Here is a 23,063-nt window from a genome sequence, read left to right on the forward strand (position 1 = left end):
TCCCGGACCCCGACAGGAGCGCTTCATGTGCGAGAAGCCGAAGCCCGCGAGCGCCGCGACAACGGATATCAACCACGCCGCGACGCAGCTCTACGACCTGGAGAACCGGGCCGACTTCGCCGATGCGCAGCGAGGGCTCATCGCTCCACTTCCGGGCACCGTCTACTCCGACGCCGATCCCCACCAGGTGGTCTTCGACCCCGCCGAGTTCGACTACCTCCGTGGTGACCCGCCGGTCCCGGACTCGGTGAACCCCAGCCTGTGGCGGCAATCGCAGCTCATCAGCATGGGCGGGCTGTTCGAGGTGACCAAGGGTGTCTACCAGGTCAGAGACAACGACATCGCGAACCTGACGGTGATCGAGGGCGAGGACGGCATCATCGTCATCGACTGCATGGCCGGTGTCGAATCCGCGCGGCAGGGCATGGACCTCATTCGTGAACATGTCACCGACAAACCCGTCGCGGCGGTGATCTACACCCATACCCATGTCGACCACTACGGCGGCGTGAAGGGGGTGGTCTCGGCAGAGGATGTGGCGTCGGGCAAAGTGCCGATCATCGCCCCGGGTCTGCAGTTCGACAAGTTCGCGATCGGTGAGAACGTCGTCGCCGGTAATGCCATGGCGCGCAGAAGCTTCTACGCTTTCGGCGCGCTGCTGCCGCCCGGTGAACGTGGGTTCGTCACCTGCGGTATCGGTATCGCGTCGACGAACGGGCCGTCGATCTCCTACATCTCACCCACCGACCTCATCACCGAATCCGGGCAACGGCGCGAGATCGCGGGCGTCGAGTTCGAATTCCTCTACACCCCCGACACCGAGGCGCCGGAGGAGATGCACATCTGGATTCCGCAGTTGAAGGCGTTGACCTGCGCCGAGAATGCCAACCATGCCCTGCACAACATCCAGACGCTGCGCGGCGCCCGCACCCGCGACGCCCGCAACTTCGCCCGCTATCTCGACGAGACCTTGGAGCGGTGGGGTGACGACGTCGAGGTCCACTACGGCCCTCACACCTGGCCGGTCTGGGGCAACGAGAACGTCACCACCCTGCTGGAATCTCAGCGCGACACCTACAAGTTCATTCACGACCAGGCCCTGCGATTGGCCAACAAGGGCTACACCCCGCTCGAGGCCGCCGAGGTGATCGAACTGCCCGACGAGCTGGGCCGGAACTGGGCCAACCGCGGCTACCACGGCACCCTGCACCACGATGTGCGCGCGGTGTACACCAAGGAACTCGGAATGTGGGACGGCGATCCGGTCTCGCTGCACCCCCACACGCCCGTGGACGCGGCAACTCGGTTCGTCGAATTCGCCGGCGCCGACAACATTCTCGCCGAGGGCGAGCGTGCGATCGCGACGGCCGACTACCGCTGGGCGGCCGAGATCCTGCACAAATTGGTGTTCGCCCAGCCCGACAACCAGCGAGCCAAAGACCTGCAAGCCGACGCCTACGAGCAGATGGGCTATCAGGCAGAGGGTCCGCAGTGGCGCGGGATCTTCCTCTCGGCCGCACTCGAACTGCGTGAGGGTACTCAGCCACCGCCGTATGTGATCGCCAGCCAGGACACCATCTTGGCCATGCCCATCGACATCCTGTTCGACTTCGTCGCGGTGCACATCATCGGCGAACGTGCCGCCGAGGTGGACCTGCGCCTCGATCTGGACTTCACCGATGCCGGTGAGCAATGGACGATGTGGGTTCGCCGCGGCGTGCTCAACGCACGCCGAGGCAAGTCCGACAACCCACAGGTAACAGTGTCCGGACCGAAGCCGTTCCTGGTCTCGACACTGTTGAAGCCGGAGACTGCGGTCCCCCTCGCCGACAGCGGCAAGATCACGATCACGGGCGATCCGGCGGTCCTCACCACCTTCGGCACGCTCCTCGACGAGTTCGATCCGGCTTTCCCGATCGTCACCCCCTGATCCGCCGTGAGAGGTCCGCGAACTGGTACCGACCCCGAACGGCTGGGGTCGGCTGCCGGCGGTGTCGATGAGTCGGCACCACCGGACCGGGGGCGACGAATTCCCGGACCTCGTTCAGTGACGCCGAGACCTGGATTTCATCCGAGGACGAGGTTGCGGTAGGTATCGAGGATGCCGCGGATCGACGATGTCACCGGCAGCTCACCATCGAGTGGTGCCCAGATGTAGCGGGCGTGCGCGGTGAGGTGGATCGGGTGTGTCGCGGCGACATCGACGGCGAAATGCAGACGGCGTACCGGGTGTGCGTCGGGGGACAGGTAGTCGAAATCCCCGACGTGGTGGCGGATGCCGGTGACCATCAGCCCAGTTTCCTCGAGCACGCCGCGGGCGACCGCCGCTGCGAGGGATTCTCCCGGCATCACCGTCGCACCGGGCAGCTTCAAGGGTGCCTTGATCGGACCGGTGTCGTGGCGCTCGAGAAGTAGTATCTGCCCGCCACGATCGATGATCGCGCCGACTCTCGGTGCGGTGCCGTCGATCGCGGCCCGGCGGGACAGATCTTCGAACTCCGACTCAGATACCGTAGGACTCACCGACTCTTCACTCCTACACCCACTCGATACCAACGGCCGGGTTCGACGAACACAGCCGACTATTACGGTACTTGCCGGACGCCGCAGATGGAGGCGAACCGGAGGGTAGCTTGAGTTGGCCACTGCTGCAGCGAAACTGGACAATTGACCGCTGTCCGGTCGATGCGGGGAACAGTCGAGCGGGCGAGGGACCTTCGAGGAGCCACATGGGGGTCTGTGTCCAATAAGGTGGGCACCGATACCGGATCCAGGGGTGGGGGGTTGTATTGACAGGCAAAGGTTCCCGAGGTCTCGCGACCATCGCAGTGGCGCTGTGCACAGCGGCCGCCACTGCCGTCGTGCCATCCTGCGCCACACCACCGGCGGCGCCGGGCGCACCTGTTGTGGTGTCACTGCCGGCGCCCACCGGGCCGAACACAGTCGGCGTCACCGAACTCCACGTGAGCGACTCTCGCCGCGCCGATCCCTGGACCGGTGCCACGCGCGAACTCCTCGTACAGATCTGGTACCCGGCGCAGCCCGCCGGTGACGCGGTCGCGGCGGCGTGGATGGCGCCCGGCGGCCGCTCAGCACAGGAGGCCTACCTCGCCGGCCTCGGGGTGCCCGAAGCTCGATGGTCCCTGGGGCCGAGCCACAGCTACCCGAACCGACCGGCTCGCGAAGCTGGTGGGCCGTTCCCGGTCCTGCTGAACTCTCCCGGCATGGGTGACGCCACCGGCTGGAGCACCGCGCAAGCCGAGGATCTCGCCAGCCACGGCTACGTCGTTGCCGCGATCAACCACACTCATGAGGCCTTCGCCGTCCACTTCCCTGATGGCCGGGTCGAGCACACGGTCGTTCCTCTCGATTCGCCCCAGGAAGTCCTGCGAGATCTTCTGGTCCCCACTCGGGTGGCCGACGCTCGTTTCGTCCTCGACGAACTCGCCGCTGCGACGACCGACCGGCAGTCGGCAGCGAGGTTGCCCGTCGGGCTGACCGAGCGACTCGACCTGTCCAATGTCGGAATGTTCGGGCATTCGCTCGGCGGATCGACCACAGTGCAGTCGCTGCACGACGAACCCAGGATTCGCGCCGGCGTCAACTTCGACGGGCCGATTCTGGGCTCGGTCGCTACCGACGGGACAGCCCAGCCAGTGCTGATGCTCGCCAGCGGCGCCTCGCCGTGGTACGGAAACGCAGGCTGGGAACCGAACTGGCCCAACAACTCCGGGGTGAAGATTCCCCAGCGCGTCGCGGACACCGAGCACATGTCCTTCAGCGACCAGCAAACGATCCTGCCCCAACTCACCGCCGCAGGACTACTGCCCGCCACCACAACAGCGAAGGCGGTCGGTGGGATCGACCCACAACGATCCATCGACCTGCAGCGCACCTCGCTACGCACATTCTTCGACGCAGTGTTCGGCCGCAGCGCTGGCGGCGTCGTCGAGGCGATCGACAACTTGGATCAACCCGAAGTCGCTGGACCTCGATAGCTACACGTGCCGTGACCGCGCCGTGGGCAGCCCACGGCGCGGTCGGTGTCAGCTTTCGATGGCGGCGTGGAAGGCCACGGTGTCGAAGATGTCTTCCATCCGGGTGGCTTTGCCGTGGCGCATGGTCCAGGAATGCAGGAACGGCAGGGTGGTGATCGTCCCGCTGCGGGCGGTGACCCGGCGGGTGCCCATGACGATGACGCGGTCGTTCTGTTCGATGAACTCGACCGGGTCGAGCGCCATGCCGCCGAGTACCGACGGAACATGGGCGAGGAACTGCTTGATTCCGTCGTGGCCGATCTTGGTTCCGCCGAGGCCGTACTTGTGCATGCCGTCCGGGTGGACCCATTCCACGTCGTCGTGCATGACGGACAGGATCTTGCCGACATCGCGCGTGGCGAAACCGTCGTAGGACGTGCGGATGGCCTCGATGTTCGGTGTCGTCACCTGTGCGCGGCTCATGACGACGTCACCTGACGCACGTGCGCCGGGTGGTGCGCGGCGAGCGTGCGACGAATGCCGTCGCGCCAGTCGACCGTGCACGGGCCGGTGAGGGACCGGCGCAGTTCGGGATCGAACTGGTAGGTCTCACGGGTGACCTCGGCGGGGACGAGTTTCGCCTCGATACCGCTGAGCTCTTCGAGGTATCGCACACAGTCGGTGATACCCACCGATTCGTCACCACCCCAGTTGACGAGCCTGGCCGGCACCGACGCCGCGTTCCACAGGTCGGGAACATGGGCGACGAGGTCGTCGGTGTAGAGCAGCGAACACCAGTTCTGCCCCTCCAGCGGAACCGGAATCGGTTCCCCGGCCAGCATCCGCTGGAAATACAGCATCGGCACACCGCCGTATCCGCCGGGACCGTAGGCGATGTTGAGCCGGGCGATCGTGGTCGGCAGTTCGAGCACGTTGGCCATCGCCCGCACGGTGCCTTCGGCGGCGATCTTGCCGACCGGGTAGGTGGGCAGCCAGTCGGCGACGCCGTCGATCGGGTCGGATTCGCGATAGGCGTGGTCGAGGGTCTGCCGTTTGTAGAGCGCGCCGGTCGAGACGAACAGGAACGACTCGGCGGTGCGGCAATGTGTCATGAGCCGCGCACAGGCGGTGGCGTTGATGCCGAGCGCGTCCTCGAAATCGCTGCCGTCACCGCGATGGACCGCGGAGTGCAGTACGTGGGTGAAATCGGTGGGCAGCTGTTCGTAGCCCGCGGTGGTGGTGTCGTTCATGTCCCACTGACGCGTGATCACGCCGGCCTCGCGCAGTTCGGCTTCGACACCCGGTGTCCCGAAGCGGCCGAGACACCAGACCTCGTTGTCTGCGGCGAGCGCCTCGGCGACAGGTCTGGCGACCTGCCCGGTCCCGCCGGTGATCAGAATCTTCTTGCCGTGCAACGTGTTTCTCCCTATCGGTCGGCGTCGCCGAGTGCCCGGTCGAGTTCCTTGCGCAGAACGGACTGGAACGCGGTGACGTGCCGTGGCCCCATCAGCGTGTAGTGCTCGCCGGGGACGTCGATGTAGCGGTTGGGTTCAGTGGTGAACTCGTCCCACCGGCTGAGTTCGTTGTCGATCCAGTCTTGTTTGGTGCCGCGCAGGGGAACCGCGCAGAACACGCTCATCGAGCGCACGGCACCACTGGGCGAATACGTGCGGCCCAGGCCGGTGAGACCGTCGGCGAGCTCGGCCCATGCCGTGAACTTCGTCAGGTCCAGATCGAGTTCGGCGATCCGTTCGGGTGGGGCGAGCTCGATCAGGCGTGCGAGCTGCCGGCTCTTGGGCAGTGCGCGCAGCTCGGCGGGCAATTCGGCGGCCTGCCGCTTGCTGATCAGGTCGAGGAACATCGCCAGATTCGCCGCGGTCTCGGTGAAGTCCAGCTCGTCCATCCGGTACTTGATATGCGGTGGCAGGTTGAAGCTGCCGAGGAAATCGACCCGCTCACCCTCGGCCTCGAGTCGCTTGGCGATCTCGAAAGCCACCGCGGCACCGAAGGAGTAACCGGCGAGGGCATACGGTCCGTGCGGTTGCCGTCGGCGGATGGCATCGAGATAGACATCGACCATCTCGTCGAAGGTGTGGAACGGCTCCTCACCGCTGTTGAATCCGCGGGCGCGCAGCGCGTAGAACGGCCGATCGCCGACGAAGTACTTCGCCAGGTTGACGAAGACCAGGACTTCGCCGACGCCGGGGTGGACACAGAACAGCGGCGTCTTGTCGCCACTGGTCTGCAACGCCACGATCGGATCGTATCGGCGCGGTCCGTCGCCGCCGCCGTCGACGATGGCGGCCAGCTCCCGCACCGACGGGGCGGTCAGGATGGCGATGATCGGCAGGGTCGCCACCTCGAAGCGTCGCGCGATCTGCTGCTGCAATCGAAGGATGTCGAGCGAGGTGCCACCCAGATCGAAAAAGCTTGCCGTGACGCTGATTTCGGTGACCGGAAGATCGAACAGCTCCGCGTAGACACCGGTCAGGATCGACTCGGTGTTGCCCTCCGGTGCCGAATATCCGCCGAGCTGACGGGTTGTGACAGCCGCGGTGTCGGCGATGACCTGGTCGTAGCCACCCGATTCGAGCCGTTGGCGCATGCGTGGCCGCAAGGTCTTACCCAGACTCGTCTTGGGAAAGTCCGCCTTGTCCAGCGGCAGGATGAATCCGGGCCGGAACCCGCACAGCAACACGACCGTGGAACGCACCGCGGTCAGCAGGCGATGCAGACCGGCTTCGTCGGCCCCGGTCTCGGCGTGGATGGCGATCACGAGCTGTTCGGTGTCGCTGCCGGGGCGCCGCGTCGGGAACGCGGCGACATAGCCGGGGGAGATGCCGTCGAGTTCCTCGATCGCCGTTTCGATCTCGTGGCTGAAATAGTTGACGCCGTTGACGATGACGCTGTCCTTGCTGCGCCCGACGAGCGTGAGCCTGCCGTCGGCCAGCCGCCCGAGATCGCCCGTGCGGAACCAGCCGTCGGCGGTGAAAGCCTCGCGGGTGGCGTCCGCGTTGTTGAAGTAGCCGTGAGTGACCATCGGGCCGAGCAGTTGCACCTCGCCGGTCGCACCGTCGGGTAGTGACAGGTCTTCGTCGTCGGCGACCCGCAGCTGCAATCGGGGCACCGGATGCCCGACAGCGGCGAACTCCTGCCCGGTGTCGGCACTGGGGAAATCGCGATTGTAGATGCTGCCCGCGCAGGTCTCGGTCATTCCGAACGCGGGCCACAACGCGGCGTCGTGCAGGCCGCAGGCGGCGAAGGTCTGCAAGAACGTCTGTCCTGTCGCGACCACATTGGCTTCGCCACCGCTCACGATGTGGCGCAGACAGGTCAGATCGAGCAGGTCGCTGTCGCTTTCTGGTTCGAACAGCGCATTCAACTGGCCCAGTAGGAAATTCGGTGTAAATGTCATGGTCACCCGGTGGCGGGAGATGATCCGCAGGAACTGCATCGGGTCGTCGGCGACGATCTCGCTCGGAGCATGGATCTGCTGCGCTCCGGAATACAGCGGAAGCAGATGTGTTTCCAGCAGCGCCGCGACGTGGTCGAACGAGATCCAGTTGAAGGTGGTATCGGCCGGGGTGAGGTGCTGCACCGCCGACTTGCCGGCCATGGAGCTGAGCAGGTTGCCATGGGTGAGTGACACCGCTTTGGCGTTTCCGGTGGATCCGGAGGTGAGGACCAGCAGCGCGAGGTCGTCGCTGCTCGCGTGGTGCACGAACGGTGGGTGTTCGCCCGTCCGCAGGGATTCCACCGTCACCGGCGCCAGTCCTGACACGGCGGGCATGGTGTCGCGCATCGCGAGCGATGTCACCACCAGTGGGCCTTCGAGCAGTTCGTCGACATGGCGCAGTGCGCTCGCCCAGCGCGTCGGGTCGGCGGGCTGGGCGACCATAGGACACGGGACGAACCCGCCGAGGAAACAAGCCCACAGCACGGTGACGAAGTCTTCGTGATCATCGAGCAGGAGAACGACTTTCGACTGTGGTCGCAGCCCTTGGTCGCGCAGCGCGCCGGTCAGCCGCAAGGCGTCGTCGAGCAGTTGTGGATGGGAACGATGGACCCGAACCGCGGGTGCGTCGGCGGTGCGTTGCAAATAGGTCGTGCCGCTGGTCGGATGATGGCGCGCGGCGTGCAGGAGAATTTGTGGTACCGACTCGGCGTCGCGTACCGCATGCGGTACAGGCACCGTCGAAAGAATCGATGTAGCAGTCATTTTCACCTAACCACTGATCAGACGTGCGGCGAACCGCGATGTTCAGGCAGTGCCGAAGACCTCGTCGTACTCCAGCCGGGGAAGGCGGCCCATCCAGGCGTCCGGGCCTGGCTTGCCGATGTTGATGACGCACAGCGGTGCGTGCCTGCCGTCGGGGAAGAACTCCCGGGCGATGGCGTCGGCGTCGAATCCGACCATCGGGCCTGCCGCGAGACCCGCGGCCCGGATTCCGATGATCAGGTACGCCAGCTGCAACGCCGCGTTGAACGTGGCCGACTTCTCGCGCACCGCCGGGTCGGCGAAGACGTTCTGCGGGTTCTCCATGAAGGGAACCAGTTTGGGCAGCTCGTCGTGGAAATCGAGGTCGGCCCCGAGCACGACTGCCAGTGGCGCCTGCGCGGTCTTGTCCTTGTTGCGATCTGTCATGGCCTCGACCAGGCGCGACCTCGCCTGGTAGGAGCGCACGAGGACGCCGCGAAGGGGTTGCTGGTTCATGGAGGTCGGCCCGAATTTCACGAGTTCGTAGATGGCGCGGAACTGTTCGTCGGTCACCGGCTCGTCGGTGAAGGTGTTGGCCGTGCGGGCGGTGCGGAACAACAAGTCCTGCGCTTCCGCGTCCAGTGCCAGCTGCTCGGTCGATACCGTCGCCGCCATGAAACCCTCCAGGGTGAGTTGATTAGACTAGTCGGTCCAGTCCAGTAAATAGTAGATAGACTGACTCGTCCACCCGTACTGTTGGTGACGCGGGTCACTCACCATGAAAGGCGCAGACGGACATGTCGACATCGGCCATACGCTCGAGTGGATCCGGTGGCCGCCCACCCGGCGGCGACCCGGGTAAACGTCGAGCCATCCTCGATGCCGCGATCGATACGTTCCTGCGAGACGGCTACGAGCGGGCGACCCTCGACGTGATCGCCGAACGGGCCGGCGTGGCGAAACAAACCGCCTACAACCACTTCGGCGACAAACAGACCCTGTTCCTGGCCGCCGTGGACGACGAACGCAGCCGTGTCGCCGCGAACTTCGGCACAGACATCACCGGCGCGGATCAGGCCGACGATCTCGATGCCACCACCGCTCTCGTCGAGATCGGCCACCGCGTCCTGCGCGTCCTGCTCGACGAGCGCGCCTCCGCGCTGCGCCGCCTGGTCATCAGCGAGGTCGCCCGCATCCCGTCGCTGCGCCCTGCCTGCGCGGACGGCGAACCGAAACAGCTCGTCACGCAGATCGCCGACCTGCTGCGTCACCGCAGTGAACGCGGTGAGCTCGATGTCGACGATTCGTCGACCGCCGCCCGGCAGTTCGTCTCACTGCTCGTCCAACAGGGTCTGCACGCCTCGATGTACGGCACGATCCCACTGCGTGCCGACGACGCCGCAACGATCTGCACCGAGGCCGCCCACCTCGTCGTCCGCGCCTACCGCCCGGCCGCGGATCCCGACTGATGGACCGTGACTTTTGTCGAGATCGCGGTCCCGGTTGTGCGGAATGTAGGCAAAGGGCTTGTGTCGCTTGCCATTGAGGTGCGCAGGGGATTCGATCCCCGGAGCGATCGGGAATGGGCGCGGCATCGCTGTGCGAGAGGCTACAGCGCCTAGGATGGATCTGCCCCCGCGACGTGGCGGCGGCGCGTGGGTGCACGGGGAAGGCTCGCCTCGACCGGTCAACCGGTCGAGGCGAGCCGCACCGCCTTGCGAACGCCGAGGGCGTCAGTGATTACTGCGCGATCGCTGATCATGGGGAGGTCGGAGGGAATCCATCCGATCAGAGAGACAGCATGACAGCGACCATCGCCGTTTGCCCGAGCAGCTGAGCTATCGGATCGTCGATTGTTGTGCCCATTTTCCCATGGGACTCCGGTCCACCGACACGTTCTGATCTGACCCTGGACAAGAATCCCATCGTCGTGGCACTTCGCGCCGACCGGAGGTGTTGAGGACGGTCGTGGACATGCCTTCGGCGGCTTCTTCCAGCCCGGCGCGCTGCGTATTCTGGTCGGATGATCTCCGCAGGTATCGCGGCGATCGAATTCCTTGTGAGCGGAGGGTAATTCGTGAGCAGCGCGCAGGTCGGGTCGTCGCGAGGGGTGGGCGAACAGGAGATCCTGGATCGGGTGGCCGAACTGGCGGTGGGGTTTGCCGCCGATGCGGCCGGCTATGACGAGCGGGCCGAGATTCCGGTCGCCGAGCTGACCGCACTGCACGATGCCGGGGTTGATCGGGCGGTGTTGCCTAGGCGGCTGGGCGGGCTCGGATCGAGCTATCAGTCGTTCGGGACAGTAGTCCGGATTCTGGCGAAGGCTGATCCGTCCATCGCGACGATCTGGGTGATGCACGCTGGTGCGGGCGTCGCACTGGCCGAGTTGACCGGGGATTCGGCGGGGTCGTTCTTCGCCGAGGAGTTCCTCGCGGGTAAACGGTTCGCCAACGCGTTGTCCGAGCCGGGCAGCGGGAACCGGTTTCTGCAACCACAGCAGGTGGCCGAACCCGTGGTGGGCGGCTGGTCGCTCACCGGCGCGAAACGGTTCGTCTCCGGTAGCGAGATCGCGGACTACCTGCTGGTGAACGCGCTGGTTTCGGGGGCACCGACGTTCTTCGGGGTGATACCGGACGAGTCCGTATCGATCATCCCGATCTGGGACACCCTCGGTTTGCGCGCGACCCGCAGTCAACTGCTGGCCTTCGACAACACCGTGTTGCGCGCCGAATACCGTGGTCGTGCACCGGGACCGGGTGATTTCGCGGTGATCCCGGCCGGGTTGCCCGCCATCTCCCTCGGCATCGCCGACGCGGCGCTCGCCGCGTTGGTCGCGCACGCCCGGTCGCGGATGATCCTGGGCAATCCGCTGGCCGAGCAACAGTGGGTGCAGCACGAGGTCGCCGACGTACAGGTACGCCTCGCCGCCGCCCACGCCCTCTACGACCAGGGTCTGCGCGAGGCCGACAGCGCGAGCCCCGCCTTCTTCTCCACCCTGTCGCGGGCGAAGTATCTCGCGAACAAGGTGGCAGTGGACGTCGCCCAGTTGGGTGTGCGCGTGGGTGGAGCATCGGGGTATCTGCGTCAGTCGCCCATTCAGCGGCACCTGCGCGACGCCGAGGCGGGGCAGCTCATGGCGTACTCGACCGAGGTGCTGGCCGGTGAGATCGGCCGGGAGGTGCTCGGCGCCGATGTGCCGCCGCCGAGCTCTTGATCACCTCGGTCGAGATCGGTTGTCTTCCAATACTTCAGGTGCCACAGCCGTCGTCGGACGTGGAGCTACCGGAGTCACTATCCGGCCATGGCGTCCTTGCGCCGCGCGGCGCGGTAGGCGGCCGGGGTGACCCCGTACTTGGCGCGGAATGCTCGGGAGAGTTGATCGACCGTGCGGAAACCGCAGCTGTCGGCAATGTCGCGCAGGCCACGGGTGTCATCGCTGAGCGCGCTCGCCGCGGCAGCCAGCCTGCGGGTGCGGATGAGCCGCCCCACGGACAGGCCCTGGAGTTCGAACGCCCGGAACAGGGTCCGCCTGCTCACGTGCAGCCGGACCGCGACCGCATCGGGATTCACCGCCGGGTCCGCGAAATTCCGGTCGATGAAGTCGGCCGCGCGGCGACGCAGCACATCCTCGGTTGTCAGCTCCCTCGTCGCATCCGTGAGATCGCGTTCGAGCAGCGCGACTATCGCCGCCCGGAACAAGATCTCGTCGATGCGAGCCACAATTCGCAGATGGTCGGGACTTGTTGCACCACAGGCGATATCACGGCCGAACATCAAGGCAGACACCGCCGCGCGCGACAGCGGCCAGGACCAGCCGCCTGCCGCGGCCGCGTCCAGTCCCCACGCGGTCAGCGAATCGACCGGTAGGTAGAGGTACAGCACATCGGTGGCCGGAGCCTCGCAGCGCGCGAGGGTCGACCGGAACGGGCTGTCGAGGCACACCGCGAAAGCCTCACCGGCCACCGCGGTCGATCGGTGGCCCCGTTGCTCGAGCGTGGCCCGCCCGGCCAGCACCAAACCCAGTTGCAGGTATTGGCTGTAGTGGTCGTCGCCGACGCCGGCGCCGCGCTCGGCGGTGATGTCCGAGGATCGCAGCCGGGCGACCAGCACCGACCCGGTGCTCGAGGTCCACAGCGTGGCAGCGAAATCCTCCCGGGCGCGCAGGCGGCAGCCGAACGCCACCCGCTGCAAATCGGGCGTCCCGCGGAGGGCCACACCCTGGTCGGCGGCGGGGCCCGGTCGCTCCAAGGGGCACACAGTTGCCGGTCGAATCAATTCGCTCGCCGATTGCCCCAATTCGAACAAAACGGACTTCTCTGGCGCTGGGACCCTCGGATAGGCCTCCGTTCGGTCGGAGTGCTGCTCGCCGCGCTCGGTTCGCCCTCCGGTCTCGATCCTGTGCGCGTCCGCCTCGCTGTGCATATTCCACCTCCGCGCTGGGGGTGCGCGGTCGCCGGAAACGGGTAGGACGCGGATCCGTCACCGGTTGCCTGCACCTGTCGACAATGGGAGTTGCTCTCGAAAAACCAAGGATAACAGCGTAATTCGCTGACATAGTACGGTCTATCGGATCTCGGTGTCACCTCGTGGACGACACTCGCATTCCGTGCCAGGTTCGCCGGGATGTCGTGCCAGGACGGGTTGCGCGGGCCGTGCTCTCGACTGCCTCGAAGGCGGTTCCCGCCTGCCGATTTCGGTCATCCGGTAGCCATCGGGGGCGCTCGTCGATGGTTTGCCTGGTTATTGCGGCACTCCTGCCTGCGGCCTAACCTCGACACCGTTGGCTCCCTTGCTATTCCGCGTTCAACGGTCGCAGGATTCCTCATCGTGTCCTCCCTGCTCGCGCGCATTCCTCGCTCACCTCGACGACAAAGGACTACTGAGACATGCTGTGGGAAGCACTGCTGTGGGTGATCGTCGCCGCAGGACTGGCCGGAACCGCCGCCTACCTGCTGCGCAGGCGCGGCAAGGGGCGCGACGGAGAGGCCACCAACGAGTCGGTGGGGCAGGTGTTCACGCTCGTCGGCGGACTGCAAGTGGTGCTCGCGTCGTTCCTTCTCATCGGCGTGCTCGACACCAACGCCGGTGCGGCGAAGGCGGCATCGGACGAGGCAGACCGGCTGCTCGCCTTGCAGTGGGCGGGCGACGCGTTGTCCGAGCCGGCCCGCAGCACCGTCACCAGGGCTGTTCACTCCTATACCGGCCAGGTGATCGAGGTCGAATGGCCAGCCATGAGCTCCGGTGGGAGTGTCGATGACAGGGCGTGGAACCAGTTGTCGGCGGTGCGCACCAGCATTGCGGCCAGTCCCGCCACCGACGAATGGCAACGTTCGCGTCAGATCGCGGCAGCCGATCGGCTGTGGGAGGTCTACGAGGCAAGGCAAGCCAGGATCGAGGCCGCGGGCAGCGCGCTGTCGCCGATGATGTGGCTGGCGCTGGCACTCGGCGCGATTCTGTCGGTGGGTTTGTCACTGCTGTTCTCGGGCACCAGCGCGCGCATTCACATCGTGGTGGTGGCCAGCTTCGCGGCGGTGGTGACGTTCATGATCTTCACCATCTTCGAGCTACAGAACCCCTATGGCAGAGCGGCGGCTGTCGCACCGACGGCCTTCGATGCCGTGCTGGTGCAACTGAGGTGAAAAAGACTGTGCGGAGAGGGATCTGGGCTGCCGCACTGGCGGGGGTGGGCCTGTTCGCGCCCGGATCGGTCGGTGCGGTTCCAGGTCCGGTATCACCGTCGATCGAGCCACCGAGCGTCGTCGTACCGCGAAACATGCCGCGAATCGGGACGTTGACCACCGCCCCACCGGAACCCGCGGAGACGCTACGCGTACCGCCGCCTCTCGCGACGACCGGCCAGCTTCCTCGGTCGGTGCCGCGGTACGAGGAACCGGAGGTCACCCGGCGGCCGTTCGTGGAACCCAGGCTCCCCGGTCAGGGCGACCGGCCCGATCTACCGGAGACGACCACGCCGAGAAGGCCGTTCGAGAAGCCGGCCGTTCCTTCGTTCGAGCGGCCGACTGTTCAGGTGCCGGTACCGCCTCGCGGTGGTCTGGAATTGCCCGCTCCGGCCCGCCCGTTCGATGGACGGGAAGCGCCGGTTCCGCAGGCCCCGCGTCCGCTCCCGTTGCCTGCTCCGGCACCTCCGCCGTTCCCCTTACCTGCTCCCGCGCCGCCGAAGTCGCTGCCTGTACCATCGCCACCTCCCTCGGTCCCGGCCCCGCAGCCGACTGTGCCGCCTGTCCCTGAACCGTCACCTCCACCGGAACCTCCTCCGCCACCGCCGAGCGTGTCGGTCAGCCCTCCGCCGGCCCCGATTCCGTCACCCGTGGAACCGCCGCCGAGTCCACCCGTCCCGGTCCCCACGCCGGTGAGCCTTGTCTCGCCGCCGGAGAAGGAGCCGGAGGCGGTGGTTGCCCAGCCGGTGGCGGTCGAACAGCGACGCTGGGCGCTCACCGCCCTGCTGCTGGTCATCGGAAGCGCGGGTGCGGGGAGGGCGGCGATGAGGCGCTCATGAGTCACTGAAGTAGACATACAGCGTCCTCCTGGCAATGCCATGAGGGCCGATCGAACCTGGCTACGGGCCCGCGCGAGAATCGTGAAGGAGCTACGAATTCACTTCTCGCACAACGGATTTCGAGTCATTTTGCTCCGTAGATCGCGCACGATCCGCTACAGTCGCTTCTGCCACAATCGATAGCCGGTGGATAACTGATTCGTTCACTCCCCGTGGTGTGTCATCTCGTTTCTCCCATGTCTCTCGAAGCAGGAAGAACTCATGACTGAACTGGCTGAACCATTCTCTGGAACCATCGCCGCCGCCCAGCTGAGCCTCAGCACCGTCGCCGCGCGCAACCTCGCAACCACCACCAAATCCGTGCCACAGATGCAAGGCATCACCTCTCGGTGGCTGCTGAAACTGCTGCCCTGGGTGCAGGCCGACGGTGGTGTGTACCGGGTCAACCGCCGCCTCACCTACACCGTCGGCGACGGTCTGATCACCTGCTACGACACCGCGGGCCAGGCGCGGGTCCTCGCACCCGACCTGCGTGAACTGCGCTATCTGCGTGACTACACCGACGATGCCGCCCTGCAGACGGTGGCGGACTCCTTCGTCGAACGCCAGTACGCGCCCGGCGACATCATCGCCGAAGCAGGCCGACCGGCCGAAGAGCTGGTGGTCCTCGCCCACGGCAAGGCCGACAAGCTCGGCACCGGCGCCTACGGGGAGTCGACCGTCCTCGAGATCATGACCGACGGCCGGTTCATCGGTGAACGAATCCTCGGCGCCGACGCGCAGCCATGGGACTTCACCGTCAAAGCGGTGACCGCGTGTACCTGCCTGGTCCTTACCGACCGTGCGCTGGCCGAGGTCAGCGCACGGATCGAAGGATTGCGCGAACACGTGCGGGCGGCCCAGCTCGACGGCGCCGTCACCGACGAGCGGGCCAACCCCTACGGCGAGAGTTCGATCGAGCTCGCCTCCGGTCACGAGGGCGAACCGCAGTTGCAGGGCACCTTCGTCGACTACGACCTGTCCCCGCGCGAATACGAGTTGAGCATCGCCCAGACCGTGCTGCGGGTCCACAGCCGCGTCGCCGACCTCTACAACAAGCCGATGGACCAGATCGAACAGCAGCTGCGGCTGACCATCGAAGCCCTGCGCGAGCGGCAGGAAGACGAGATGGTCAACAACCGAGACTTCGGATTGCTGCACAATGCCGCACCACAGCAGCGGATCAGTACTCGCACCGGGGCTCCGACACCGGACGACATGGACGAATTGCTCGCCCTGGTCTGGAAGGAGCCCGCGTTCTTCCTGGCCAATCCGAAGGCCATCGCCGCCTTCGGCGCCGAATGCAGCCGCCGCGGCATCTATCCGACGAGCACCGAGCTGAACGGACATCGGGTGCCCTCGTGGCGCGGGGTACCGATCCTGCCGTGCAACAAGATCGGTACCTCGGCCGGCCGTACCACCTCGATCATGCTGATGCGCACCGGTGAGTCGTCACAGGGCGTGATCGGCTTGCGCCAGACCGGAATTCCCGACGAGTACGAGCCCGGACTGAACGTGCGCTTCATGGGCATCGACGACAAAGCGATCATCTCCTACCTGGTCAGCACCTATTACTCGGGTGCGGTGCTGGTGCCCGATGCCCTCGCGATCCTCGAGAACGTGCAGCTCGGCGCCGAGGGCTGACATCGTGCAGCCCTTCGAGCTGCCCGAGTTCTACGTCGCTCATCCCGCGCGGCTGAACGCGCACGTGGAACAAGCACGGGCACATACCAAACAGTGGGCCTACGAGATGGGAATGCTCGGCGACACCGTCGGTGGCGATGTGGTGTGGGACGAGCCGAGTTTCGACGGCATGGACTACGCCGGTCTGTGCGCCTACACGCATCCAGAAGCCGGCGCACCGGTGCTCGACACCGTCACCGACTGGTACACCTGGGTCTTCTATTTCGACGACCACTTCCTCGACGCGTTCAAACGCACCGGTGACATGGACGGTGCACGGCGGTATCTCGACCGTCTGGCCACGTTCATGCCGCCCGACGGCGCCGCGATGCCCGAGCCGACCAACCCCGACGAACGCGGTCTCGCCGACCTCTGGACCCGGACGGTGTCGTCGATGTCGGAATGCTGGCGCGAACGGTTCCGCGAAAGCACCCGGAACCTGCTGCTGGACTGTGTCTGGGAGATCGGCAATATCAATACCGCCCGGATTCCCAATCCCATCGACTACATCGAGATGCGTCGCAGGGTCGGCGGTGCACCGTGGTCGGCCGATCTGGTGGAGTACGCCCGCGGCGTCGAAATTCCCGAAGCCATCGTCGGCACCCGGCCGATGCGCGTGCTCAAGGACACGTTCTCCGATGCCGTGCACTTACGCAACGACATCTTCTCGTATCAGCGCGAGACCGAGGAAGAAGGCGAGGTGAACAACGGAGTCCTGGTGGTAGAGCGGTTCTTCGACTGTTCGCCACAGCAGGCCGCCGACATCGTCAACGACCAGCTCACCTCGCGGATCCACCAGTTCGAGAACACCGTGCTCACCGAGCTGCCGCTGCTGTTCGACGAGCACGGGCTGGACGCGGTGCAGTGCGCGGCGGCGCTGTCGTACGCGCACGGTCTGCAGGACTGGCAGTCCGGTGGCCACGAATGGCACCTGCGGTCCAATCGGTACATGAACGGCTCCGCGGCGACGGGACCGATGTCGTTCGGTCCCGCGGGAATCGGCACCGAACTGGCCAGACCCGGGTTCTGGAAAGGTCTCGCCGGGCCGGGCGGCGCGCGCAGCCACACCCGGACTCCGTTGCGCCGCACCGGGCAATTGCCGCTGCCGGACTTCGACGTGCCGTTCGAGTTGAGTCTGTCACCGCACCTGCCCGTGGCACGCTCGGCCAGTATCGACTGGGCGCAACAGGTCGGATTCCACGATCCGCTGCCCGAGCTCGGTGGGCGGCAGTTGTGGACTCGCGAGGATACGGCCGGATTCGATTTCGCGCTGTGCTCAGCCGGTTTGGACCCCGACGCCGATGTCGACGTGCTCACGCTGTCGGCCGAATGGCTCACATGGGGGACCTGGGGGGACGACTATTTTCCTACTGTCTTCCCACCCACCCAGGGCGCCGCCGCGATGGCCGGCGCGAAAGCCTGCAACGCCAGACTGTCGACGTTCATGCCGCTGGACCTGAAACCTGTTGATACACCGGTCAACCCGCTGGAACGGTCGTTGGTGGACCTGTGGTCGCGCACGGCGGGGCCGATGTCGCCGACGGCTCGGCGCACCTTCCGGCAAGCGGTGGAATCCATGACCGAAAGCTGGTTGTGGGAGCTGGCCAACCACATCCAGCATCGCGTCCCCGATCCCGTCGACTACCTGGAGATGCGCCGCCGCACCTTCGGCTCGGATCTGACGATCGCCCTGTCGAAGATCGCCCGCGGCGGCCTGATCCCCGATGCGGTGTTCGAATCCACCACCATGCGCGGCATCGAACACGCCGCACAGGACTACGGCTGTTTGATCAACGACTTCTACTCCTACCAAAAGGAAATCGAATACGAATCCGAACTGCACAACGCGATTCTGGTGGTCGAGTCGTTCTTCGATTGCGACCGCGACGTCGCCGCCACCGTCGTCGATGACCTGATGCGGGCCAGAATGCGGCAGTTCCAGCGACTCGTCGACGACGAATTGCCCGTCCTGTTCGAACACCACCGGCTCGACGACACCGCTCGCGCGGCGCTGACCAGCTACATCGACGAACTGCGTGATTGGATCGCGGGCATCCTGCACTGGCATCGCGGCACCAGCCGCTACCGCCCCGAGAACTTGCGCCGCCCGGTCGGCCAGCAACCGCGAACCGCCGCCCGCCCGGTCCACACGTGGGGACCCTCGGGCATCGGCACCGCCGCCGCCCGGGTTCGACCCCGAGTCGGATCCGTCGCCACCCATGCCACCTCGCCGGGAAGGACCTCCTTGTGACCAGCACCGCCCAGAACCCACCGACAGCGCTCGGTGTCGCCGCCGCCCGCACACTGTCGACCACCACTAAATCTGTTCCGCAGATGCAGGGGATCACGCCCCGCTGGCTGCTGCGCATGCTGCCCTGGGTCGAGGTCGACGGCGGAACCTACCGGGTCAACCGGCGCCTGACCTACACCGTCGGGGACGGCTACGTCACCTGCACGCTGGCCAACGGCCGGTACCAGGTGGTCCCCGCCGAACTGCGCGAATTGCGAGCGCTGCGCGATTTCGACGACGACGACACATTGCGCGAGATCGCCCACCTGTTCACCCAGCAGGAGTTCGCGGCGGGGGAGACGATCTGCGAGTTCGGCAACGAAATCGACGCGGCCTATGTGCTCGCCCACGGCCGGGTCGTGCTCTCCGGCCCGGGCGACTACGGTCAGCAGGTACAGCTGGACGTGCTCGACGACGGCAGCCACCTCGGTGCCTCCACACTCCTTGGCGGGCAGGCTATTTGGGAGCACACGGCGACCGCGAACACCGCCTGCACGGTTCTGGCGTTGCCGCGCGCCGTGTTCGACGCGCTGTGTGCCCGTGAACCGCGCCTCGCCGCCCATGTCGCCGGCCTCGGAGCCGCGGTCGCCGCCGAACGAAGCGGTGCCGACAAATACGGTCAGGCGGCGATCGGACTGCTGTCGGGCCAGCAGGGTGAGCCGACGCTGCCCGGGACCTACGTCGACTACGACCAGCAACCACGCGAACTCGAGCTCAGCATCGCGCAACTGCTGCTGCGCGTGCACACCCGGGTCACCGACCTCTACAACAAGCCGATGAACCAGCTCGACCAGCAGCTGCGCCTGTCGATCGCGGCGTTGCGGGAACGCCAGGAACGCGACCTGCTGACCCACCACGACTACGGTCTGCTGCACAACGTCGACCCGAGTCAGCGGTTGTGTTCGGCCACCGGCCGCCCGACACCCGAGGACCTCGATCGCTTGCTGGCCCGCCGTCGCAAGACCGCGTTCTTCCTCGCCCACCCCCGCGTCATCGCCCAGTTCGGCCACGAATGCACAGCCCAGGGCGTCTATCCCGATCACACGGAAATCGAGGGAAGACGGGTGCACGCGTGGCGCAATGTGCCGCTGCTGCCCTCGGACAAGATCCCGATCTCACCGAGCGGAACCAGCACGATCTTGGCGATGCGGATCGGTGAATCGGATGACGGGGTGATCGGCCTGCGCCAGACCGGTCTGCCCGACGAAGTCGAGCCGGGCGTCAACGTCCGCTTCACCGGCATCGACGACCGCGCCATCGCCTCCTACCTCATCAGCGCCAATCATGCTGCGGCAGTGCTCGTTCCGGACGCACTCGGCGCGCTGACCGAAGTGCAGGTGAATCGATGAGCACCCCGGATGTCGCGACCACACCGATCCCGGTGCCCACACCCGCTGTTGCGCACAGCTCGCGCACGGCCGCCGACGTCCTCGATCAATGCCGGGAGACCTGCGCGGCCACCCTGCATGCCACCGTGCAGATGATGCCTGCCACGGTCCGCACGATCGTGGGCTACCACTTCGGCTGGTGGGACAAGACCGGGCGACCGGAACGTCACGACGGCGGCAAGGCCATTCGCCCCGCCCTGGTTCTCTCGGCCGCGCGGTTGACCGGCGGCGACGTGGGAGATGCCGTGCGCGCTGCCGTCGCGGTCGAACTGGTGCACAACTTCTCGTTGCTGCACGACGACGTGATGGACCGAGACACCACCCGACGGCACCGGCCGACGGCGTGGACCGCGTTCGGGATCGGGCCTGCCATCCTCGCCGGCGACGCGCTGGTGGCCCAGGCGTATTCCCTGCTCGCCGCGGAGCCGGACACACCGATCGTCGAAGCGACGAATCTGATGAGCCGCTCGGTGCTGCACCTCGTCGAGGGTCAGTGCGCGGACCTGGGATTCGAGCGGCGCACCGATGTCGAGCTCGAGGAGTGCTTCACCATGGTCGACCAGAAGACCGGGGCGCTGTTCGGGTGTTCGGCCGCACTCGGGGGCCTGTTCGGAAACGCGGACTCCGGTGAGCTGTTGCGGCTGCAAGAGTTCGGCAGGCGCTTGGGCCGTGCCTTCCAGCACACCGACGACCTGCTCGGCATCTGGGGCGACCCCAGCGTCACCGGCAAATCGGTGTTCTCCGACCTGCGCAGCCGCAAGAAGTCGTTGCCGGTGGTGTTCGCACTGCGCTCGAACACCCCGGAAGCGGGCGCCCTCGCCGACCTCTATCTCCGTGAGAAGCCGCTCGACGACGCCGAATTGGTCCGTGCCGCCGAGTTGGTCGAAGCCGCAGGCGGCCGGGAATGGAGTCGGCTGCAGGCCAGGCAACTGTACGAGGAAGCCATGTCGACGATCAGCGAGGTCGGGGCGAACGCCGAAGCTCTGGCCGACCTGGACCTGCTCGCGGCGCTGGCCGCGAACCGAGACTGCTGAGCCGAGTGCTTCTCATGTCACCGCCCGATCGCGGCCTCGGTCCCGATCGGGCGGAGGCTGATTCGAGATTCCACGGCACAGCACCGATCAGGCCGCCACGACGTCGGCGGCGCCGTTGAGCCGGGCATAGCGTCCTCCGTCGTCGACGAGGGACCGGTGGTTTCCACGCTCGGCGACCCGGCCATGGTGGAGGACCGCGATCTGGTCGGCATCGCGGATGGTGCTCAGCCGGTGCGCGATCGTGATGACCGTGCGGCCCTGGGCGACCACGTCGATGGCTGCCTGCACCGCACGCTCGGTCTCGTTGTCGAGGGCGCTCGTCGCCTCGTCGAGTACCAGCACACGAGGGTCGCGCAACAGGGTGCGCGCCAGCGCGATCCGCTGCTTCTCACCGCCGGAGAACCGATGACCGCGCGACCCGACCACAGTGTCGTAGCCCTGGGGCAGTGAGGCGATCAGCTCGTGGATCTGGGCGGCACGGGCCGCGCGCTCGATCTCCGCATCGGTCGCACCGGGCTTGGCATAGCGAAGGTTCTCACGAATGGTCGTGTGCAGCAGGTACGACTCCTGCGACACCACGCCGACGATGCGAGCGAGGGTGCCGAGCTCCAGGTCACGGACGTCGACGCCGTCGATGGTCACCCGGCCACCGGTCGCGTCGTGCAGTCGCGCGACGAGCGAGGCGAGGGTGGTCTTGCCGGAACCGGTCTCGCCGACCAGAGCGAGCGTCGACCCGGGAGGTACGACGAGCGAGACGCCATCGAGGACATCGGGGCCCACGGCGTCGTAGCGGAAGCTGACATCCTCGAACCGGACTTCGCCCACGACATCGCGTGGGTCGAGGTCGACCGGCTGGGTAGGTTCATCGATCTCGACCGGAAGGTCCAGGTAGCCGAAGATCCGGCTGAACAACGCCATCGAGCTGGTGACTTCGACACCCACATTGAGCAGAGCCATCAGCGGCCTGAACAACCCTGCCTGCAACGTGGTGAAGGCGACCAGGGTGCCGATCGTCATGCCGCTGCTGGTCGCCGGAAGACCGGCGGCGAGGTAGAGCAGCGCCGGGATGGCCGCGAAGAGGATGCTCATGGTGGCCATCCGCCAGCGGCCCGCGAGCTGTGAGCGCACTTCGAGGCCGACCAGGTCATGCGAGGTCTGCTCGAACTGCGCGGACGCGAGAGGACCGGTGCCGAGGGTCTTGCCCAGCTGGACGCCGCTGACCGAGAGTCCTTCCTCGACCTGGCCGTGTAGATCGGCGAGGTGACGTTGGCGCTGGGCGGTGATGTCGCGTCGCAGCAGCGCTACGCGCCGGGTCAGCCAGATTGCCGGCGGCAGCACCACCAGCGACAGCAGCGACAACCGCCACGACAGCACGGCCATCGCGACGGCGGTGCCGACCACGGTGGTGACGTTGCTCGCGATGGCGGTCGCGGTGCTGGTGACCACGGATTGCATGCCGCCGACATCGTTGATCAGGCGCGACTGGACCTCACCGCTACGGGTGCGGGTGAAGAACGCCAGCGACTGCCGCTGTAGGTGGCGGAACACGTCGGCACGCAGGACATGCATCACCTGCTGCCCGACCGTGGTGGAGATGAGTGTCTGGCCTACGCCGAGCACGGCGGTGAGCACGGTGACGGCGAGCATGCCGCCCACGGCCCAGAGCAGGAGTGGGACGTTCTGCTGGGGGAGCGCGTCATCGATCACCAGTCGCAGCAGGAACGGCGAGGCGAGGCCGATCGTCGAACCCGCCACGATCAGGACGGTCAGCAGGGTGAGCTGAAGCCGGTACGGCGCGAAGAGCGCGGCGATCCGGCGCAGGGACACGGGGGACTCGCGCAGTTGTGCGCGATCGGCCGGGTCGGGTCGGCGGGCGCGGCCGCCGCCGGCGGAGACTTTCACTTCCATCTGCAACCCCCTTGGGTTGTGTTTATGCT

17 protein-coding genes are annotated in these 23,063 nt (G+C 66.4%); 10 read left to right on the forward strand and 7 right to left on the reverse strand.

Annotated features, from left to right (window positions below):
• Nucleotides 1-25: 25 nt before the first annotated feature.
• Nucleotides 26-1,930, forward strand: coding sequence for an alkyl/aryl-sulfatase (locus tag ACFVVI_RS23440; protein ID WP_387446817.1), 1,905 nt, complete (start codon nucleotides 26-28; stop codon nucleotides 1,928-1,930).
• Nucleotides 1,931-2,067: 137 nt separating this feature from the next.
• On the opposite strand, the gene ACFVVI_RS23445 is transcribed toward ACFVVI_RS23440, so the two are convergent.
• The gene (locus ACFVVI_RS23445; protein ID WP_378989627.1) at nucleotides 2,068-2,523 is read right to left on the reverse strand and encodes an NUDIX hydrolase; all 456 of its coding nucleotides are present in this window, start codon (nucleotides 2,521-2,523) and stop codon (nucleotides 2,068-2,070) included.
• A 440-nt stretch (nucleotides 2,524-2,963) separates the two neighbouring features.
• Here ACFVVI_RS23445 and ACFVVI_RS23450 point away from each other — a divergent pair, with 440 nt between their 5' ends.
• Nucleotides 2,964-3,998: an alpha/beta hydrolase family protein gene (locus tag ACFVVI_RS23450; protein WP_387446818.1), complete on the forward strand. Its 1,035-nt coding sequence runs from the start codon at nucleotides 2,964-2,966 to the stop codon at nucleotides 3,996-3,998.
• A 48-nt stretch (nucleotides 3,999-4,046) separates the two neighbouring features.
• Here the strand turns inward: ACFVVI_RS23450 and ACFVVI_RS23455 are convergent, their stop codons facing one another.
• From ACFVVI_RS23455 to ACFVVI_RS23470, 4 genes are all read right to left on the reverse strand, one after another.
• Nucleotides 4,047-4,460, reverse strand: a complete 414-nt coding sequence (locus ACFVVI_RS23455) for a nuclear transport factor 2 family protein (RefSeq protein ID WP_378660098.1) — start codon at nucleotides 4,458-4,460, stop codon at nucleotides 4,047-4,049.
• Nucleotides 4,457-5,392, reverse strand: a complete 936-nt coding sequence (locus ACFVVI_RS23460) for an NAD-dependent epimerase/dehydratase family protein (protein ID WP_387446820.1) — start codon at nucleotides 5,390-5,392, stop codon at nucleotides 4,457-4,459. Before ACFVVI_RS23460 ends, ACFVVI_RS23455 begins: the two co-directional genes overlap by 4 nt.
• Before the next feature lie 11 nt (nucleotides 5,393-5,403).
• Nucleotides 5,404-8,169, reverse strand: coding sequence for an AMP-binding protein (locus ACFVVI_RS23465; protein ID WP_387446821.1), 2,766 nt, complete (start codon nucleotides 8,167-8,169; stop codon nucleotides 5,404-5,406).
• A gap of 69 nt (nucleotides 8,170-8,238) precedes the next feature.
• The gene (locus ACFVVI_RS23470; RefSeq protein ID WP_378989633.1) at nucleotides 8,239-8,850 is read right to left on the reverse strand and encodes a malonic semialdehyde reductase; all 612 of its coding nucleotides are present in this window, start codon (nucleotides 8,848-8,850) and stop codon (nucleotides 8,239-8,241) included.
• A 122-nt stretch (nucleotides 8,851-8,972) separates the two neighbouring features.
• On the opposite strand from ACFVVI_RS23470, the gene ACFVVI_RS23475 reads away from it, so the two are divergent.
• Together ACFVVI_RS23475 and ACFVVI_RS23480 are read left to right on the forward strand one after the other, a co-directional pair.
• Nucleotides 8,973-9,644, forward strand: a complete 672-nt coding sequence (locus ACFVVI_RS23475; RefSeq protein WP_387446823.1) for a TetR/AcrR family transcriptional regulator — start codon at nucleotides 8,973-8,975, stop codon at nucleotides 9,642-9,644.
• Between the two features lie 608 nt (nucleotides 9,645-10,252).
• Nucleotides 10,253-11,389: an acyl-CoA dehydrogenase family protein gene (locus tag ACFVVI_RS23480; RefSeq protein ID WP_387446825.1), complete on the forward strand. Its 1,137-nt coding sequence runs from the start codon at nucleotides 10,253-10,255 to the stop codon at nucleotides 11,387-11,389.
• Nucleotides 11,390-11,466: 77 nt separating this feature from the next.
• Here ACFVVI_RS23480 and ACFVVI_RS23485 read toward each other — a convergent pair whose 3' ends face one another.
• Nucleotides 11,467-12,423, reverse strand: coding sequence for a helix-turn-helix domain-containing protein (locus tag ACFVVI_RS23485; RefSeq protein WP_378989637.1), 957 nt, complete (start codon nucleotides 12,421-12,423; stop codon nucleotides 11,467-11,469).
• Between the two features lie 638 nt (nucleotides 12,424-13,061).
• Between ACFVVI_RS23485 and ACFVVI_RS23490 the strand changes: the two genes are divergently transcribed.
• The 6 genes from ACFVVI_RS23490 (at nucleotide 13,062) to ACFVVI_RS23515 (ending at nucleotide 21,126) form a co-directional block, all read left to right on the forward strand.
• Nucleotides 13,062-13,814, forward strand: coding sequence for a hypothetical protein (locus tag ACFVVI_RS23490; protein ID WP_378989638.1), 753 nt, complete (start codon nucleotides 13,062-13,064; stop codon nucleotides 13,812-13,814).
• 689 nt (nucleotides 13,815-14,503) lie between these two features.
• A complete protein-coding gene (locus ACFVVI_RS23495) occupies nucleotides 14,504-14,692 on the forward strand; it encodes a hypothetical protein (RefSeq protein WP_387446826.1) in 189 nt (62 codons plus the stop codon).
• A gap of 261 nt (nucleotides 14,693-14,953) precedes the next feature.
• On the forward strand, nucleotides 14,954-16,375 hold the full coding sequence (locus ACFVVI_RS23500) for a family 2B encapsulin nanocompartment shell protein (protein WP_387446828.1): 1,422 nt from the start codon (nucleotides 14,954-14,956) through the stop codon (nucleotides 16,373-16,375).
• Between the two features lie 4 nt (nucleotides 16,376-16,379).
• A complete protein-coding gene (locus ACFVVI_RS23505; RefSeq protein WP_387446830.1) occupies nucleotides 16,380-18,665 on the forward strand; it encodes a germacradienol/geosmin synthase in 2,286 nt (761 codons plus the stop codon).
• On the forward strand, nucleotides 18,662-20,053 hold the full coding sequence (locus ACFVVI_RS23510; RefSeq protein WP_387446832.1) for a family 2B encapsulin nanocompartment shell protein: 1,392 nt from the start codon (nucleotides 18,662-18,664) through the stop codon (nucleotides 20,051-20,053). The genes ACFVVI_RS23505 and ACFVVI_RS23510 overlap by 4 nt, the downstream gene beginning before the upstream one ends.
• The gene (locus ACFVVI_RS23515; protein WP_387446833.1) at nucleotides 20,050-21,126 is read left to right on the forward strand and encodes a family 2 encapsulin nanocompartment cargo protein polyprenyl transferase; all 1,077 of its coding nucleotides are present in this window, start codon (nucleotides 20,050-20,052) and stop codon (nucleotides 21,124-21,126) included. The genes ACFVVI_RS23510 and ACFVVI_RS23515 overlap by 4 nt, the downstream gene beginning before the upstream one ends.
• Before the next feature lie 87 nt (nucleotides 21,127-21,213).
• On the opposite strand, the gene ACFVVI_RS23520 is transcribed toward ACFVVI_RS23515, so the two are convergent.
• Nucleotides 21,214-23,034 carry an ABC transporter ATP-binding protein gene (locus ACFVVI_RS23520; protein WP_387446834.1) on the reverse strand — a complete coding sequence of 607 codons (1,821 nt, stop codon included), beginning with the start codon at nucleotides 23,032-23,034 and terminating at the stop codon, nucleotides 21,214-21,216.
• Nucleotides 23,035-23,063 lie beyond the last annotated feature (29 nt).

The sequence above is a fragment of the Nocardia sp. NPDC058114 genome, from assembly GCF_042884695.1.
Taxonomy (GTDB): Bacteria; Actinomycetota; Actinomycetes; order Mycobacteriales; family Mycobacteriaceae; genus Nocardia.

Coding starts and splice junctions, on each gene's coding strand:
- ACFVVI_RS23455 (WP_378660098.1), bottom strand. CDS start 4,460: ATGAGCCGCGCACAGGTGACGACACCGAACATCGAGGCCATCCGCACG.
- ACFVVI_RS23440 (WP_387446817.1), top strand. CDS start 26: ATGTGCGAGAAGCCGAAGCCCGCGAGCGCCGCGACAACGGATATCAAC.
- ACFVVI_RS23490 (WP_378989638.1), top strand. CDS start 13,062: ATGCTGTGGGAAGCACTGCTGTGGGTGATCGTCGCCGCAGGACTGGCC.
- ACFVVI_RS23500 (WP_387446828.1), top strand. CDS start 14,954: ATGACTGAACTGGCTGAACCATTCTCTGGAACCATCGCCGCCGCCCAG.
- ACFVVI_RS23475 (WP_387446823.1), top strand. CDS start 8,973: ATGTCGACATCGGCCATACGCTCGAGTGGATCCGGTGGCCGCCCACCC.
- ACFVVI_RS23520 (WP_387446834.1), bottom strand. CDS start 23,034: ATGGAAGTGAAAGTCTCCGCCGGCGGCGGCCGCGCCCGCCGACCCGAC.
- ACFVVI_RS23515 (WP_387446833.1), top strand. CDS start 20,050: ATGAGCACCCCGGATGTCGCGACCACACCGATCCCGGTGCCCACACCC.
- ACFVVI_RS23470 (WP_378989633.1), bottom strand. CDS start 8,850: ATGGCGGCGACGGTATCGACCGAGCAGCTGGCACTGGACGCGGAAGCG.